This window comes from Roseateles agri (assembly GCF_034043675.1).
Lineage (GTDB): Bacteria > Pseudomonadota > Gammaproteobacteria > Burkholderiales > Burkholderiaceae_C > KK5.
In genome coordinates this window covers 171355-185817 of the sequence record NZ_JAXCLA010000005.1, presented here as the reverse complement: position 1 = coordinate 185817, position 14463 = coordinate 171355, and the positions used below count along the sequence as shown (strand labels likewise).

Annotated in this window: 16 protein-coding genes and 2 tRNA genes; 17 read left to right on the top strand and 1 reads right to left on the bottom strand. The window is 67.9% G+C overall.

The genetic code is table 11. The features are described from left to right. Positions 1–28 precede the first annotated feature (28 nt). From SNE35_RS16355 to SNE35_RS16315, 9 genes are all read left to right on the top strand, one after another. Entirely contained in the window at positions 29–931 is a 903-nt protein-coding gene (locus SNE35_RS16355; protein WP_320423993.1) for a LysR family transcriptional regulator, read from the top strand. Positions 932–960: 29 nt separating this feature from the next. After that, a complete protein-coding gene (locus SNE35_RS16350; protein ID WP_320423992.1) occupies positions 961–1950 on the top strand; it encodes a tetratricopeptide repeat protein in 990 nt (329 codons plus the stop codon). A gap of 58 nt (positions 1951–2008) precedes the next feature. Further along, on the top strand, positions 2009–2818 hold the full coding sequence (lgt, locus tag SNE35_RS16345; RefSeq protein WP_320423991.1) for a prolipoprotein diacylglyceryl transferase: 810 nt from the start codon (positions 2009–2011) through the stop codon (positions 2816–2818). A 1-nt stretch (position 2819) separates the two neighbouring features. Then, positions 2820–3542 (top strand): DNA polymerase III subunit epsilon, encoded by a 723-nt coding sequence (gene dnaQ / locus SNE35_RS16340; protein WP_320423990.1) that lies wholly within the window; start codon positions 2820–2822, stop codon positions 3540–3542. A 63-nt stretch (positions 3543–3605) separates the two neighbouring features. Then, positions 3606–3680, top strand: a tRNA-Val gene (locus SNE35_RS16335). 47 nt (positions 3681–3727) lie between these two features. After that, positions 3728–3802, top strand: a tRNA-Val gene (locus SNE35_RS16330). Between the two features lie 105 nt (positions 3803–3907). Further along, the gene (locus SNE35_RS16325; protein ID WP_320423989.1) at positions 3908–4138 is read left to right on the top strand and encodes a DUF2789 domain-containing protein; all 231 of its coding nucleotides are present in this window, start codon (positions 3908–3910) and stop codon (positions 4136–4138) included. A gap of 1 nt (position 4139) precedes the next feature. Beyond that, complete coding sequence (locus SNE35_RS16320; protein WP_320423988.1) at positions 4140–4877, top strand: NUDIX hydrolase; 738 nt, start codon at positions 4140–4142, stop codon at positions 4875–4877. A 119-nt stretch (positions 4878–4996) separates the two neighbouring features. Beyond that, complete coding sequence (locus tag SNE35_RS16315) at positions 4997–5815, top strand: alpha/beta fold hydrolase (protein ID WP_320423987.1); 819 nt, start codon at positions 4997–4999, stop codon at positions 5813–5815. Positions 5816–5892: 77 nt separating this feature from the next. Here SNE35_RS16315 and rpsT read toward each other — a convergent pair whose 3' ends face one another. Then, entirely contained in the window at positions 5893–6186 is a 294-nt protein-coding gene (gene rpsT / locus SNE35_RS16310) for a 30S ribosomal protein S20 (RefSeq protein ID WP_320423986.1), read from the bottom strand. Positions 6187–6369: 183 nt separating this feature from the next. Here rpsT and murJ point away from each other — a divergent pair, with 183 nt between their 5' ends. From murJ to SNE35_RS16270, 8 genes are read left to right on the top strand one after another with little or no spacing between them, the layout of a single operon-like run. Continuing rightward, on the top strand, positions 6370–7923 hold the full coding sequence (gene murJ, locus SNE35_RS16305) for a murein biosynthesis integral membrane protein MurJ (protein ID WP_320423985.1): 1554 nt from the start codon (positions 6370–6372) through the stop codon (positions 7921–7923). Next, a complete protein-coding gene (locus SNE35_RS16300) occupies positions 7920–8792 on the top strand; it encodes a SirB1 family protein (protein WP_320423984.1) in 873 nt (290 codons plus the stop codon). The genes murJ and SNE35_RS16300 overlap by 4 nt, the downstream gene beginning before the upstream one ends. A 19-nt stretch (positions 8793–8811) precedes the next feature. After that, positions 8812–9873: an AI-2E family transporter gene (locus SNE35_RS16295; protein WP_320423983.1), complete on the top strand. Its 1062-nt coding sequence runs from the start codon at positions 8812–8814 to the stop codon at positions 9871–9873. A gap of 6 nt (positions 9874–9879) precedes the next feature. Then, positions 9880–10557 carry an HdaA/DnaA family protein gene (locus SNE35_RS16290; RefSeq protein ID WP_320423982.1) on the top strand — a complete coding sequence of 226 codons (678 nt, stop codon included), beginning with the start codon at positions 9880–9882 and terminating at the stop codon, positions 10555–10557. After that, positions 10554–11222 carry a histidinol-phosphatase gene (locus SNE35_RS16285; RefSeq protein ID WP_320423981.1) on the top strand — a complete coding sequence of 223 codons (669 nt, stop codon included), beginning with the start codon at positions 10554–10556 and terminating at the stop codon, positions 11220–11222. Before SNE35_RS16290 ends, SNE35_RS16285 begins: the two co-directional genes overlap by 4 nt. Beyond that, complete coding sequence (gene pcnB, locus SNE35_RS16280) at positions 11219–12793, top strand: polynucleotide adenylyltransferase PcnB (RefSeq protein ID WP_320423980.1); 1575 nt, start codon at positions 11219–11221, stop codon at positions 12791–12793. The genes SNE35_RS16285 and pcnB overlap by 4 nt, the downstream gene beginning before the upstream one ends. Further along, positions 12780–13277, top strand: coding sequence for a 2-amino-4-hydroxy-6-hydroxymethyldihydropteridine diphosphokinase (folK, locus tag SNE35_RS16275; RefSeq protein WP_320423979.1), 498 nt, complete (start codon positions 12780–12782; stop codon positions 13275–13277). The genes pcnB and folK overlap by 14 nt, the downstream gene beginning before the upstream one ends. Positions 13278–13290: 13 nt before the next feature. Then, a complete protein-coding gene (locus SNE35_RS16270; protein ID WP_320423978.1) occupies positions 13291–14406 on the top strand; it encodes an SLC13 family permease in 1116 nt (371 codons plus the stop codon). Positions 14407–14463 lie beyond the last annotated feature (57 nt).

Below are 14463 nucleotides of genomic sequence, written 5' to 3'. Positions count from 1 at the left end.
ATTGCTGATTGATTCGATTGGAGTATCAATGCCGGAGATCCGGACGCTGCGCCAGTTCCTCACCGTGGCCGAGGAACTCCACTTCGGTCGCGCTGCCGCGCGACTGCACATGACCCAGCCACCGCTGACGCAGGCGATCCGCAAGCTGGAGGCCGAGTTCGGTGCGCCCCTGTTCGAACGCACCAGCCGCTCGGTGGCGCTGACGCCCGCGGGCCAGGCGCTGCGGCCGGCGGCCGAGAAACTGCTGGCCGATGCGCAGGCGCTCACGCCGCTGGTGCAGGCCGCCGCGGCCGGCCAGCGCGGGCGCGTGCGGCTGGGCTTCGTCTCTACGGTCGGCTATGGCGAGTTGCCGCGCTGGCTCAGGCGTTTCCGCGAGCAGCACGCCGAGATCGAGCTCACGCTGATCGAGGCGACGCTGGACGTGCAGCTGCGCGAATTCGCGGCCGGCGAACTCGATGCCGGCTTCATCCTGCACGCGCCCGGGGCCGTGCCGGAGGGTTTCGAATCGCTGGCGATCGTGCGTGAGCCGCTGGTGCTCGCGATGAGTGCCGAGGAGCCGCTGGCGAAGCGCTCGCGCCTCCGTGCGAATGATGCGTTAGGCCTGCCGCTGGTGATCTTCCCGCGCGACATCGCGCCCTCGCTGTACGACGCCGTGCTGGCGTTCTACCGCGAACGCCAGGCCACGCCGCGGATCGCGCAGCAGGCGATCCAGATGCAGACCATCGTCAACCTGGTGTCGGCCGGCATCGGCGCCGCCTGGGTGCCGGAGGGCATGACGAGCCTGCAGCGCAGCGGCGTCGTCTACAAGCGGATGACGGACGCGGCGCCGCGTTGCGAGACCAGCCTGATCTGGCGCGCCGACGCGGCGCCGGCGGTGCTGCGCTTCGTTGACCATGCGCGGGAACAGGTTGGCTCCAAGGGCCATACTTGAGGGCTCTTGCCACTGCAGTAGTTCCAACAATGCGTCGAACGATTCTGTTATTTGCGCTGATCCTGGCCTCGACCGCCCAGGCCCAGGCGCTGAAGGACCCGCAATGGGCCGGCTGGCTGGATGTGGGCCAGACCGAGTCGCTGGAGAAGGCCGCGCAGGCCAGGCTCGCGTCCCGGCCCGATGATGTGCAAGCCCTCGCCGCACTGGCGCTGGCGCAGGGCGACCGGCTCGACAACGCGCGGCTGGACGCCGGCGTGCGAACGGCCGAGAGCTGCATCGCCAAGCATGCCGACCAGGCCATCTGCTACTACGCGCTGGGCTCGGTGCAAAGCCTGCAGGCGCTGTCTGGCGGTGCGATGAAGGCGATCTCGTTGGCCGGCAAGGTCAAGAGCAATCTGCAGCGCGCGCTGGAACTCGATCCGACGCTGTTCGAGGCGCGCATGGGCCTGGTGCAGTTCTACCTGCGTGTGCCGGGCATGGTCGGCGGCAGCGTGCCCAAGGCGCGGGAACTTGCGGACGATCTGAATAGCCGCCAGCCCGAGCAGGCCCGGTTGCTGCGCGCCATGGTCGCGGCCAACGACAAGAACTGGGCGGAAGAGGAGCGCGAGCTGCGCGCCGTCAAGCCGGGTGATGACCTGCCGCTGAAGTTCGCCGTCAGGGAGGCCTGGGGTCAGCTTGGCACCGACCTGATGTGGGCCAAGCAGCCGGACAAGGCGCGCGAAATCTTCAACGCGCTGCAGCGCGACTGGCCGAAACACGCGCTGGGCTACTACGGCATGGGCCGCGTCGAGGCCTCGCTGGGCCATCAGGATGAGGCGATCCGCCTGTACGAGAAGGCCGCGACGCTAGACGGCGCCGACAAGCTGCCCATCGACCACCGCCTGGGCCAGGCACTGGCCGACAAGGGTGACAAGACCGGCGCGCAACGCGCGCTGGAGCGCTTCGTCGCCAACAAGCGCTCGAATCCGGCCAACGTGAAGGACGCGCGCAAGCTGCTGGAAGAGCTGGGGCAGGGCTGAGGCCGTGGGTGAGTGGCGCGTCGGTATGATCCCGGCCTCGCTTCCTGCCTGACTCCGAATGCTCGTTCATCCGCAATTCGATCCCATCGCCATCCACATCGGCTCCGGCGGTGTTCACTGGTACGGGCTGACCTACCTGGCCGCCTTCGGCCTGTTCCTGTGGCTGGCAAACCTGCGCGTGAAGCAGCCGCAGTGGGCCGCGGCCGGCTGGACCCGCCGCGACGTGGACGACATCCTGTTCTTCGGCGTGCTCGGCGTCGTGATCGGCGGGCGGCTGGGCTATGTGCTGTTCTACAAGCCCGACTACTACGTCCACAACCTGCTGGAGATCTTTGCCGTCTGGAAGGGCGGCATGGCTTTCCACGGCGGGTTGCTGGGCGTCATCGCCGCGATGTGGCTGTTCGGGCGGCTGCGCGGCCGCAGCTTCTTTGAAGTGGCCGACCTGGTCGCTCCCTGCGTGCCGACGGGCCTGGCGGCCGGGCGCCTGGGCAACTTCATCAATGGCGAACTGTGGGGCCGGCAGGCCGATGCGAGCCTGCCCTGGGCGATGATCTTCCCGCAGGCCAACGATGGCGGTATCCCGCGCCATCCTTCGCAGATCTACCAGTTCCTCGGCGAAGGCCTGCTGCTGTTCGTGCTGCTGTGGCTCTACTCGCGCCAGCCGCGCAAGACCGGCCAGGTGTCGGGCCTCTTCCTGGTGGGCTACGGCATCCTGCGCTTCGCGGCCGAATACTTCCGCGAGCCGGATGACTTCCTGCCGCTGGACAGCCGCTGGCTGCATCTGAGCCAAGGCCAGTGGCTGTGCGTGCCGATGGTGCTGGCCGGCATCGTGATCTGGGCCTGGGCCTCGAAGCGGGAGAAGAACTGAAATGCGCCAGATCTTTTTCGACACGGAAACCACCGGCCTGGAAGCAGCGGGCGGCGATCGCATCCTTGAAATCGGCTGCGTAGAGATGATCAACCGGCAGTTGACCGGGCGCTACCTGCACCTCTACATCAACCCCGAGCGCGCCAGTCATGAAGACGCGCTGGCGGTGCACGGCATCACCGAGGCCTTCCTCGCCGACAAGCCCAAGTTCGCCCAGATCGTCGACGAGTTCATCGAGTTCGTCGCGGACTCGGAGCTTGTGATTCACAACGCACCGTTCGACCTCGGCTTCGTCAACGCCGAGATGAAGCGCCTCGGCCGCCCGCCGATCAACGACGTGGTCAGCGGCGTCCGCGACACGCTGCTGATGGCGCGGGAGATGTTCCCGGGCAAGAAGAACTCGCTGGACGCGCTGTGCAGCCGGCTGGACGTGGACAACTCCAAGCGCGAGCTGCACGGCGCCCACATCGACGCCGAGCTGCTGGCCCAGGTCTACATCAACATGACCCGCGGGCAGGATTCGCTGGTCATCGACGATTCGGCGGGCGAGGGCGCATCGGCGGGCGGCGAGATCCGCGTCGCTGCCGTCGATCTGAGCCGCTATGCGCTGCCGGTGCTGCAGGCCAGCGAAACGGAGCTGGCGGCGCATGCCAAGGTCATGGGCGAACTGGACAAGGCCAGCGGCGGCAAGCGGATCTGGCAGGAAGAGACGCAAGTTTCTTGAAGCCCGCAAATTGCATGGCATAATCGCGGGCTTCGTCGCTGCGAAGGCAGCGACGAGACGATCGGGCGGTTAGCTCAGGGGTAGAGCATCACATTCACACTGTGGGGGTCGGGGGTTCGAAACCCTCACCGCCCACCAATCTGAGGATTGGTGGTCTCGATCGGAAATGAACTGAAATGAATTCAGGGCGGTTAGCTCAGGGGTAGAGCACGACATTCACACTGTCGGGGTCGGGGGTTCGAAACCCTCACCGCCCACCAAGACACAAGACCACGCCAGGCGCATGCCTCGCGTGGTTTTTTCATTCCAGCGCGCCTCGGGCCGGCTCGACAATTGCCAGGGACCGCAAGGAAAGGATTTCTTCCATGGACGCCAGCCACCACCGCTTCTCCGAGTTGTTCGCCCAGCTGGGCTTGCCGGACGACGACGCATCGATCGGCGCCTTCATTCGGCGTCACCGCCCGCTGCCGCCGGACGTGCTGCTGGCGCAAGCTCCCTTTTGGACGCCGGCCCAGGCTGCACTGCTGGGCGACGAGGTGCGCCGTGATGCGGACTGGGCCGAGGTGATCGACCAGCTCAACCTGGCCTTGCGCTGACTTGCAGTTCTTTCTCGACGACTTGCCGATCGGCCAGGTCGAAGACCACCGGGCCGAGTTGCTGCTGCGCGCGCTGCCCACGGCGCACGTCGACCATGCGGTGATCCGCTGGCAGCCTGGCAGTGAAGATCCGTCCGAGCGCTCCGCGCAGATCCAGGCGGCCGCGCTGGTGCTGCGCGAGCAGGGTGCGGTCAGCGGCTGGCGTGACGAGCGCTATCGCTGCGAAGCGCCGGTGGCGGAACCCTGTCTGGCCTTCGGCGCGGAGCTGTTCCAGCTGGAGCGTGCGGCCTTCCGCTTCTTCGGGCTGATGAGCCGGGCCGTTCACATCAACGGATTCCGGGCCGACGGGCGCGTCTGGTGTGGCCGGCGCGCGCCGCACAAGGCGATCGATCCGGGCCGGCTGGACAGCTTGGCCGCGGGCGGCCTGGGTGCTGGCGAGGACATCCTCGATTGCGCGCGCCGTGAGCTGTTCGAGGAGGCTGGCGTGCCGCCGGCTCTCGCGCAGGGACTCATCGCCCGCGGCGCGGTGCGCACGCGACGCGCGGAGCCCGAAGGCTGGCACGACGAGGTGCTGCACGTGTTCGACCTGCTGCTTCCCGATGACTTCGAGCCAGCGAACCAGGATGGCGAGGTCGCCGAGTTCGTGTTGCTGACGCAGTCCGAACTGCTGGCGCGGCTGGGCGAGCTGACCGAGGATGCCGCTGCAGCCCTGTGCCAATCGGTGTTGCGCGCGCGCTGAGCCATCCCCGAAGCGGGCGACGCGAATCACTCCGAATTCGGCGTTATGTCCGCATAATGCGCGCCAGAGGGTCGTGCGATGTTCGCGCGGGCGGAGGGGATCAAGGTGGGGAAGTCGGCATGAGCGCAAGCCAGCGCGCGCCTGCTGTGTGGGTGCTGTTGCGTGGACTGTCCCGCGAGAGCGGCCATTGGGGCGCGTTCCCCGCCGTATTGCGGGAGCAACTGGAGCAGGAGCAACCCGGTGCGCAGCTGATCCTGCTGGATCTGCCCGGCACCGGCGTACTGCACGATCGGCCCAGCCCCATGCAGGTGCCGGCCATCGTCGAGGCCTGTCGTGCCGAGCTGAAGCAGCGCGGTGTGAGCGGACCGATCCATCTGTTGGCGATGTCGCTGGGTGCTGCCGTGGTGACCGACTGGGTGGCGCGCCATCCGCGCGAGGTCAGCGGCGCGGTGCTGATCAACACCAGCCTGCGGCCGTTCTCGGCCTTTCATCGGCGCTTCCAGCCGCTGCGCTACTTGGCGTTGCTGCTGCTGAGCCTTACGCGCCTGGGCGCGCGTCGGCGCGAGGCGCAGGTGCTGGATCTGACGACGCGCCTGCTGCCGCGCGGCGAGGGCATGCTGGACGAATGGGTTCGGCTGCAGCGCAAACACCCGGTAGGCTTGCGCAACACGCTGCGCCAGTGGTTTGCCGCGGCGAGCTATCGGGCCAGCCGGGCCCGCCCGGCGGCGCCGATGCTGCTCTTGTGCAGCGAATCGGACAAGGTCATCGATTGGCGCTGTTCCCGCGCTATCAGTCGTGCCTGGGGGGTGCCGCTGCGCCTGCACACGCAGGCGGGTCACGATCTTCCGCTGGACGACGGGCCTTGGGTGGCGCGCGCCGTGACCGAGTGGCTGCAGATGCGCCGGATGCAGGGCCTGGTGCCCGGCCAGCGGCATTGACGGCGGCGGATCCGGCTGGACAAACAAAAAGGCCCGCTTTCGCGGGCCTTGTTGCTTTGCACCGGAACTGGTGTTGATTAGGCGGCCAGGGCCTTGATCTTGGCCGACAGGCGGCTCTTGTGGCGAGCGGCCTTGTTCTTGTGGAAGATGCCCTTGTCGGCGACCGAGTCGATGACCGACTGGGCGTGCTTGAAGAGGTCAGCGGCCTTGGCCTTGTCGCCAGCGACGACGGCCTTTTGCACGTTCTTGACGACCGTGCGGAATTGGGAGCGCAGAGCCGTGTTGGCTGCGTTGAGCTTGACGTCCTGGCGGGCGCGCTTCAGGCCCGATGCGGTGCGGACGGTCTTCTTGGCTTTGGACGAAGTTGCCATGCTGTAGTTCTACCCAGTTGGTGCAAAGACCGCGAGTATAGCAGTGAAACAGCGCGGATGACAAAGTCGTCATCGTTCCTGCCAGCGAGAGGGAAGGGCGCGGATGATAATGCGCCCGCCTTGCGCTCGATCGCGAGGCGCTGTTGGTCGTTCCGCGATCGCTCCGCTCCCTCCTCCCTGCCCATGAACCTGCTGCGTGCCGCCTCCCTGATTTCCGTCCTGACGCTGGCGTCGCGCATCCTGGGTCTGGTCCGAGAGCAGATGCTCGCCGCGCTGTTCGGTGCCAGCGCGATGACCGATGCCTACCTCGTGGCGCTGCGTATTCCGAACCTGCTGCGGAGGCTGTCCGCGGAGGGCGCGTTCTCGCAGGCCTTCGTGCCCATCCTGGCCGGCGCCCGCGAGCGCGACGGCGATGAGGCGACGCGAGCCTTGATAGATGCGGTGGCGACTGTGATGACCTGGGCGATGGTCGTGCTGAGCATCGTCGGCATCATCGGCGCGCCGGTGCTGGTCTGGATGCTCGGCGCCAATCTGACGGACGACGGCCGTGACGCCGCCATCGTCATGACCCGGTGGATGTTCCCCTACATCGGCTGCATCTCGCTGGTGGCGCTGGCTGGCGGCATCCTGAACACCTGGCGCCGCTTCATGGTGGCGGCGGTGACGCCGGTGCTGCTGAACCTGAGCGTCATCTTCTGCGGCTGGTGGCTGACGCCCCATATGGCCGGCTGGGGTTTTCGGCCGATCTACTCGATGGCCATCGGCGTGATGATCGGCGGCATCCTGCAACTGGTGGCGCAGGTGCCGGCGCTGGCGCGCATCCACGTGATGCCGCGGCCGATGCCGCTGCGCCAGGCCTGGGCGCATCCGGGCGTCAGGCGCGTGCTGACGCAGATGGGCCCGGCGTTGATCGGCGTCGGCGTGTCGCAGCTGTCGCTGCTGATCAACACGCAGCTGGCCCTGGCGGTCAGCGTGGGTGCCACCAGCTGGCTGACCTATGCGGACCGGCTGATGGAGTTCCCGATTTCGCTGCTGGGCGTAGCGCTCGGCGCGGTGCTGACGCCGCAGCTGTCGAGCGTCCGCGCCAAGGGCGATATGGAAGCGTATTCCAACCTGCTCGATTGGGGGCTGCGGCTTGTGTGCCTGCTGGCCGTGCCTTGCGGCATCGCGCTGCTGGCCTTCGCCGAGCCGATGGTCGCGGTGCTCTACAACCGCGGCCACTTCCATGCCGAAGATGTGCTGCACACCACGCACGCGGTGATGGCGTATGGCTTCGGCCTGCTGGGCCTGGTGGCGGTCAAGGTGCTGGCGCCGGGCTTCTATGCGAGCCAGGACATGAAGACGCCAGTGCGCATCGCCATCGCCGTGCTGGTGATGACGCAGCTGATGAACCTCGTCTTCGTACCGCTGCTGGGCGTGGCGGGCCTGGCCCTGTCGATCGGTCTCGGCGCCATGGTCAACGCCGGCATGCTGCTGCGCGGCCTGCGCAAGGTCGGCAGCTACACGCCGAAGAAGGGCTGGACGCCGTTCCTGCTGCGTGTGGCGATCGCCAGCGCGGCGATGGGCGCGCTGCAGTGGTACCTGAGCGAGCGGCTGGACTGGATCGCGCTGGGCAGCCATGAGGGCCTGCGCGCGCTCTGGCTCGCGGGCGGGCTCGTTGCGTCGGCACTGCTCTATTTCGCCGTGCTGATGGCCGTCGGCCTGAAGCTGAAACCTTTCCTGCGTCGCGGGGTATGACGACACATCCGCTGCGCCTCTCCGCGCCGACGCCGCTCGAGTACTTCGCGACGCTGGTGGCCGAAGACGCGAGTCTCAACCTGCTGGAAGCCGCCATCTCGATCGCGCAGGACGAGGTGCCGGGCCTGGACGCGCAGGCCGTGCTGGCCGAGGTCGACACCCTGGCCGCGCGGCTGCGCCAGCGCCTGCCGGCCGACGCCTCGCCGGCGCACCGGCTGCGCCTGTTGACGCGCTACTTCCATGCCGAGCTGGGCTTCGCCGGCAACGTCAACAACTACTACGAGCGCGGCAACAGTTACATCCACCAGGTGCTGGAGACCCGGCGCGGCATCCCGATCAGCCTGGCCGTGATCTTCATCGAGCTGGCTGCGCAGATCGGCCTGCGCGTGCAGGGCATCGCCTTCCCCGGTCACTTCCTGGTCAAGCTGAGGATCGATGCGCATGAGGTCGTGATCGATCCGTTCACCGGCCAGTCGCTGTCGCGCGGGCGGCTGGACGAATTCCTGCAGGCCTACCGCCAGGGCAGCGGCCTGCCGGACGACGTCGAGCTGCCGATCGAGCTGTTCCTGCAGGCGGCCGCGCCGCGCCAGATCCTGGCGCGGATGCTGCGCAACCTGAAGGAAATTCACCGCGTCGCCGACGACCTGCCGCGGCTGCTGGCCGTGCAGCAGCGCCTGGTGCTGCTGCTGCCCGACGAAGCCGCAGAGCGGCGCGACCGCGGCTTGGTGCTGGAAGCGCTGGGCCACTGGCCCATGGCTGCCGCCGACCTGGCCCACTACCTGGAGCGTGAACCCCAGGCGGCGGATGCCGAAGCCCTGCGCCAGCGCCTGCAGTCCCTGCGGGAACGCGGGGACCCCCCGCTGCACTGACTAGAATCGCCGGCCATCCATGACACTGACCACCCATCAACGCCACGCCCTGGCCTGGACCGCGCTGGCCATCGCCGCTTTCGCGCTGCTCTGGCTGCTCTCGCCGGTGCTGGCGCCCTTCATCCTGGCGGCGGTGCTGGCCTATGCGCTGGCGCCGGCCGTCGGTGCGCTGGCGCGGCGGCGCGTGCCGCGCGCGATGGCGGTGGCGATCGTGGAGCTGGTGCTGATCCTTGTCGTCACGATCGCGCTGCTGCTGGTGATCCCGATCCTCAGCAAGGAGCTGCCGTTGCTGAAACAGCAGATTCCGTTGATGGCGGCGGCATTGAACGAGCACGTCGTGCCCTGGCTGCAGTCGCACGGCGTCAATGCCTCGCTGGACGCGGCCAGCATCAAGGCCTTCGTGCTGAAGTACCTGGACGCGAACGTCGAGGACTGGATCGCCACCGGACTCAGCTCCGCGCGCATCGGTGGCAGCTTCCTGCTGGCGATCGTCGGCAATCTGGTGCTGCTGCCGGTCGTGCTGTTCTACCTGCTGTACGACTGGGAGCGGCTGCTGGCCCAAGGCTGGCAGCTGGTGCCGCTGCGGGTGCGCGAGAGCGCCGGCAGTTTCCTGAAGGAATGCGACCAGATGCTGGGCCAGTACCTGCGCGGACAGATCCTCGTGATGCTGCTGCTGGCCGTCTACTACAGCGCGGCGCTGGGGCTGGCGCGCTTCCAGCTCGCGCTGCCAATCGGCGTGTTCACCGGCCTGGCCGTCTTCATTCCCTACCTGGGCTTCGGCACGGGCCTCGTGCTGGCGCTGCTGGCGGCGGTGCTGCAGTTCGGCGACCTGTACGGGCTGCTGGCGGTGGCGGGGGTCTACGGCCTGGGCCAGTTGCTCGAGAGCTTCTTGCTGACGCCGCGGCTGGTTGGTGAGCGCATCGGCCTGAGCCCACTGATGGTGATCTTCGCCTTGCTCGCCTTCGGGCATTTGTTCGGTTTCGTCGGCGTGCTGATCGCGCTGCCGGTCAGCGCCCTGGGCGTTGTGGCCGCGCGGCGCCTGCGCGATGCCTATCTGAAGAGCCCGCTGTACCAGGGCTGATGCCGCTTGAAGCAGATTCCTCTTGCGATCGGCCCGGCGCCGGTCTTCACCTTCGACAACTTCCTGCCCGGCGCTAACGGCCCGGCGCTGGCGCAACTGCTGGCGCTGACGCCCGGGGCGCCGCCAGTTTTCCTGTGGGGCCCGGCCGGTAGCGGCAAGACCCATGCGCTGCGCGCGCTGGCGCAGCGCTGGCAGGCGGCCGGTGCGCAGGTCGGCTGGTACGACGCGGAAACCGCGCTGCCGTGGGAGCTGCCCAGCCAGCCGAGCCTCTTGCTGCTGGACGATTGCCATCGCTACGACGAAGGGCAGCAGCGCGCCGCCTTCGCGCTGTTTCTCGAGGCAGCCAGCCATGGCCTGGCCATCGTCGCCACCGGTAGCGCGCCGCCCACCGACCTGGCGCTGCGCGACGACCTGCGCTCGCGCCTGGGTTGGGGGCCGACCTTCGCGCTGCATCCTCTGTCCGAGCCGGAGATGCGCGCCGCGCTGCGCCGCGAAGCGGACCGGCGCGGCATCATGATGGGCGACGAGGTGGTCGAGTACCTGCTCACCCGCTTCGCCCGCGACCTCAAGCACCTGATGGCCCTGCTGCAGCGGCTCGACGATTTCTCGCTGGCGGTCAAGCGCCAGGCGGTGACCGTGCCCATGCTCAAGCAGATGCTGGCCGACGAAGAAAGCAACGTGTGAACCTGACCCTGTTCGATCTCGACGGCACGCTGATCCCCGGCGATTCCGACCACGCCTTCGGCGCCTTCATGGTCGACATCGGCTGGGCCGATGGTGCGGCCTGGCAGGCCCGCAACGACCAGTTCTATGCCGACTACCAGGCCGGCCGGCTGAACCTGGACGAGTACATCGAGTTCGCCACCGCCGTGTGGCGCGCCCGCCCGCTGGACGAGGCCCTGACCGCGCGCGAGCGCTTCATGGCCGAGGTCGTCGCGCCGATGCTCAAGCCCAGCGCGGTCGAACTGGTGCGCAAGCATCAGGACGCCGGCGACCTGCTCGCCGTGGTCACCGCGACCAACGAGTTCGTCACCGCCCCGATCGCCGCGGCCTTCGGCATCGAGCACCTGATCGCCGTGCGCCTGCAGCGCGACGGGGCAGGGCGCTACACCGGGCACGTGGACGGCGTGCCTTCGTTCCAGGCGGGCAAGATCACGCGGGTCCGCGAGTGGCTCGCCGGCTTGGGGCGACAATGGGACGAATTCGAGCGCGTGAGCTTCTACAGCGACTCGACCAACGACCTCCCCTTGCTGGACATCGTCAGCCATCCGGTGGCAACGAACCCGACGCCGGCATTGGCCGATATCGCCGCCACGCGCGGCTGGCCCATTCTTCAGTTATTTGCATGATCAAGAAATTCATCGACAAGCTGCTCGGCAAGGCGCCCGCCAAGGCCGCCAATCCGCTGGGCAAGCGCATGGAGGTGCCGGTCGCCGAGCACGGCATCGACCCCAAGCTGCTGGATGAACGCGCGGTGCGCGTCGTGCAGACGCTGACCGACGGCGGCTTCGAGGCCTACATCGTCGGCGGCGCGGTGCGCGACCTGCTGCTGGGCATGCGGCCCAAGGATTTCGACGTGGCCACGAACGCGACGCCCGAGCAGGTCAAGGGCCTGTTCCGCCGCGCCTTCATCATCGGCCGGCGCTTCCGCATCGTCCACGTCGTCTACGGCCGCGGCCGCGAGCATGAAGTGATCGAGGTTTCGACCTTCCGCGCGCTACTGGGCTCGGAGAGCGCCGAGCAGGTCAGCGGCAACGAGAAGACCTCGAAGGCCGAACTGGCAGGCAAGAGCCATGTGGTGGACGCCGAAGGCCGCGTGCTGCGCGACAACGTCTGGGGTCCGCAGATCGAGGATGCCGCGCGACGCGACTACACGGTCAACGCGATGTACTACGACCCGCAGCGCCAACTGGTGGTCGACTATCACGGCGGTCTGGCCGACGCGAAGAAGCGCGTGCTGCGCATCATCGGTGACCCGGATACGCGCTACCGCGAGGACCCCGTGCGCATCATCCGCGCGGTGCGCTTCGCGGCGAAGCTGGGCTTCGAGGTGGAGCCCAAGACCCGTGCGCCGATCAAGGCCTGCGTGCCGCTGCTGGCGAACGTGCCCGCCTCGCGCCTGTTCGACGAAATGATCAAGCTGCTGCAGACTGGCCATTCGTTGGCGAGCCTGGAGCAACTGAAGAAGTACGGCCTGGCGCGGGGCGTGTTCCCGATCCTGGACGCGATGCTGACGTCCACCGGCGATTTGCACGAGGGCGCAGCCGGCCAGTTCGTGCGCCTGGCCTTCGAGGACACCGACCGCCGCGTGCTGGAAGGCCGCGGCGTCAGCCCCAGCTTCATGCTGGCCTGCATGCTCTGGCGCGAGGTGCTGGACCGCTGGACCAAGCTGCGCGAGTCTGGCGAGCCGGCCGTGCCGGCGCTGTCGCAGGCGATCGATGCGGTGTTCGAGGCACGCATCGGCGACATCTCCGGCCGCGGCAAGCTGGCGACCGACATGCGCGAGATCTGGATGATGCAGCCGCGCTTCGAGCGCCGCACGGGCTCGGGTGTCTACACGCTGGTCGAGCAGCCGCGCTACCGCGCCGGCTTCGACTTCCTGCGCCTGCGTGCCGATGCCGGCGAGATCGATGCGGCGCTGGCCGACTGGTGGGAAGACTTCGCGCTGGGCAGCGAGGATGACCGCGCCGCGCTGGTCGAGGAAGCGCGCGAGAAGGACAAGAAGACCCGCGGACCCAGGGTGCATCAGGCACCGCGCAAGCCGGCTGCGCCCGCGCCCGCCCCGGCCGACGCTGCGGACGAGGCAGCCGACGACGAGGGTGGCGTAGCCGCGCCCGCGAAGAAGCGCCGCCGTCGCCGCAAGCCGGCGGGTAGCCGCGCCGCCGCGCCTGCGGGCGGCGGAGCCGATGTCGGCGGCTGAAGCCGGCGCGACCCGGGCCTTCATCGGCCTCGGCGCCAACCTCGGCGATCTCCAGCGCACGCTGGATGAAGCGCTGGCCGCCTTGGCCGCATTGCCCCGCACGCGCGTGGCCGCCGTATCGAGCCGCTATCGCAGCGCGCCGGTCGAGGCCGGCGGGCCCGACTACCTGAATGCCGTCGCCCTCGTGGAGACGGAACTGGAACCGCTGACGCTGCTCGACGCCTTGCAGGCGATCGAGCTGGCCCACGGCCGCGAGCGGCCCTACGTCAATGCGCCGCGCACGCTGGACCTGGACCTGCTGCTGTACGGCGACATGCAGATCGGCACTCCCCGGCTGACCGTGCCCCACCCGCGCCTGCACCAGCGCGCCTTCGTCCTGCAGCCCCTGCTGGAGCTGGCGCCGGACCTGAGCGCGCCCGGCCTCGGCCCGCTGGGTTCCCACATCGCCGCGGTTTCCGACCAGCGCATCGATCGCATCAGATGAACGTCGAAGGCAAATGATCCTGGCGCTGCGAAAGATATTGAGCGATCTGCGTGCGGACACCTTCTTCAAGGTGCTGCTCGCTGCGTTGCTGGTCCTGAGCGCCTTTGCGCCGAGCGGCATTGCCAGCTATCCCTCGCTGGTCGACTGGTCGACCATCGCCGCGCTGGCCGGACTGCTGCTGCTCACCAAGGGCCTGGAAGCGAGCGGGGGGCTTCACCGCTTCGGCGTCTGGCTGGTGAACCTGATGTCGACGGAAAGGGTGGCGGCGATCTACCTCGTGCTGGCGGCTGCGCTGCTGTCAACCGTGCTGACCAATGACGTGGCGCTGTTTGTCGTCGTGCCGCTGACGCTCTCGGTCTGCCGCCTGACCGGCATGCCGGCGACCCGGTTCATCGTCTTCGAAGCCCTGGCCGTGAATGTCGGTTCGACGCTGACGCCGATCGGAAATCCTCAGAACCTGTTCATCTGGCAGTTGGCAAAGGTGTCGTTCGGCGAATTCGTGCTGCACCAACTGCCTTTGGTTGCGGTTCTCCTGGTCGCCCTGATCGGATTGACCGCGCTCTCGTTCGGCGGCCGGCGGATCGATGCCCGGGAGAGCGATTCGTCGAAGCTCGACGGTCCGCTGCTGGCGCTGTCGCTGCTGCTCTACGTGCCCTTCCTGCTGGTGACTGACATGCATCAGTCCGCCTACGCCTTTGCCGCCGTCCTGCTGCTGTATCTCCTCATGCGGCCGCGCGTCGTGGCTCAACTGGACTGGGGGCTGCTGCTGGTTTTCATCCTGATGTTCATCGACCTGCGCCTGGTCGCGCGCCTGGGCGCCGTGCAGGAGCTGATGAAGGGGCTCGAGCTTCAGATTCCGGCAAACCTCTACTTCGCGGGCATCGGGGCGAGCCAGCTGGTTAGCAACGTGCCGGCGGCAATCGCCCTGGCCGAGTACTCGCAGGACTGGAAAGTCCTGGCCTATGGCGTGAACGTGGGTGGCTTCGGCCTGCTGATCGGTTCGCTCGCCAACCTTATCGCGTTGCGCCTCAGTGGCGATGGGAAAGCATGGAAGATGTTCCACGTCTATGCAGTGCCTGCCTTGCTCGTGGCGGCACTGTTGGGCTACTTCCTGCTCTTTCGCATCTAGCAATATGACGAATATGTGACAGCTCCAATTACACTCTCGCCCTTGCCGAGCCCGCTG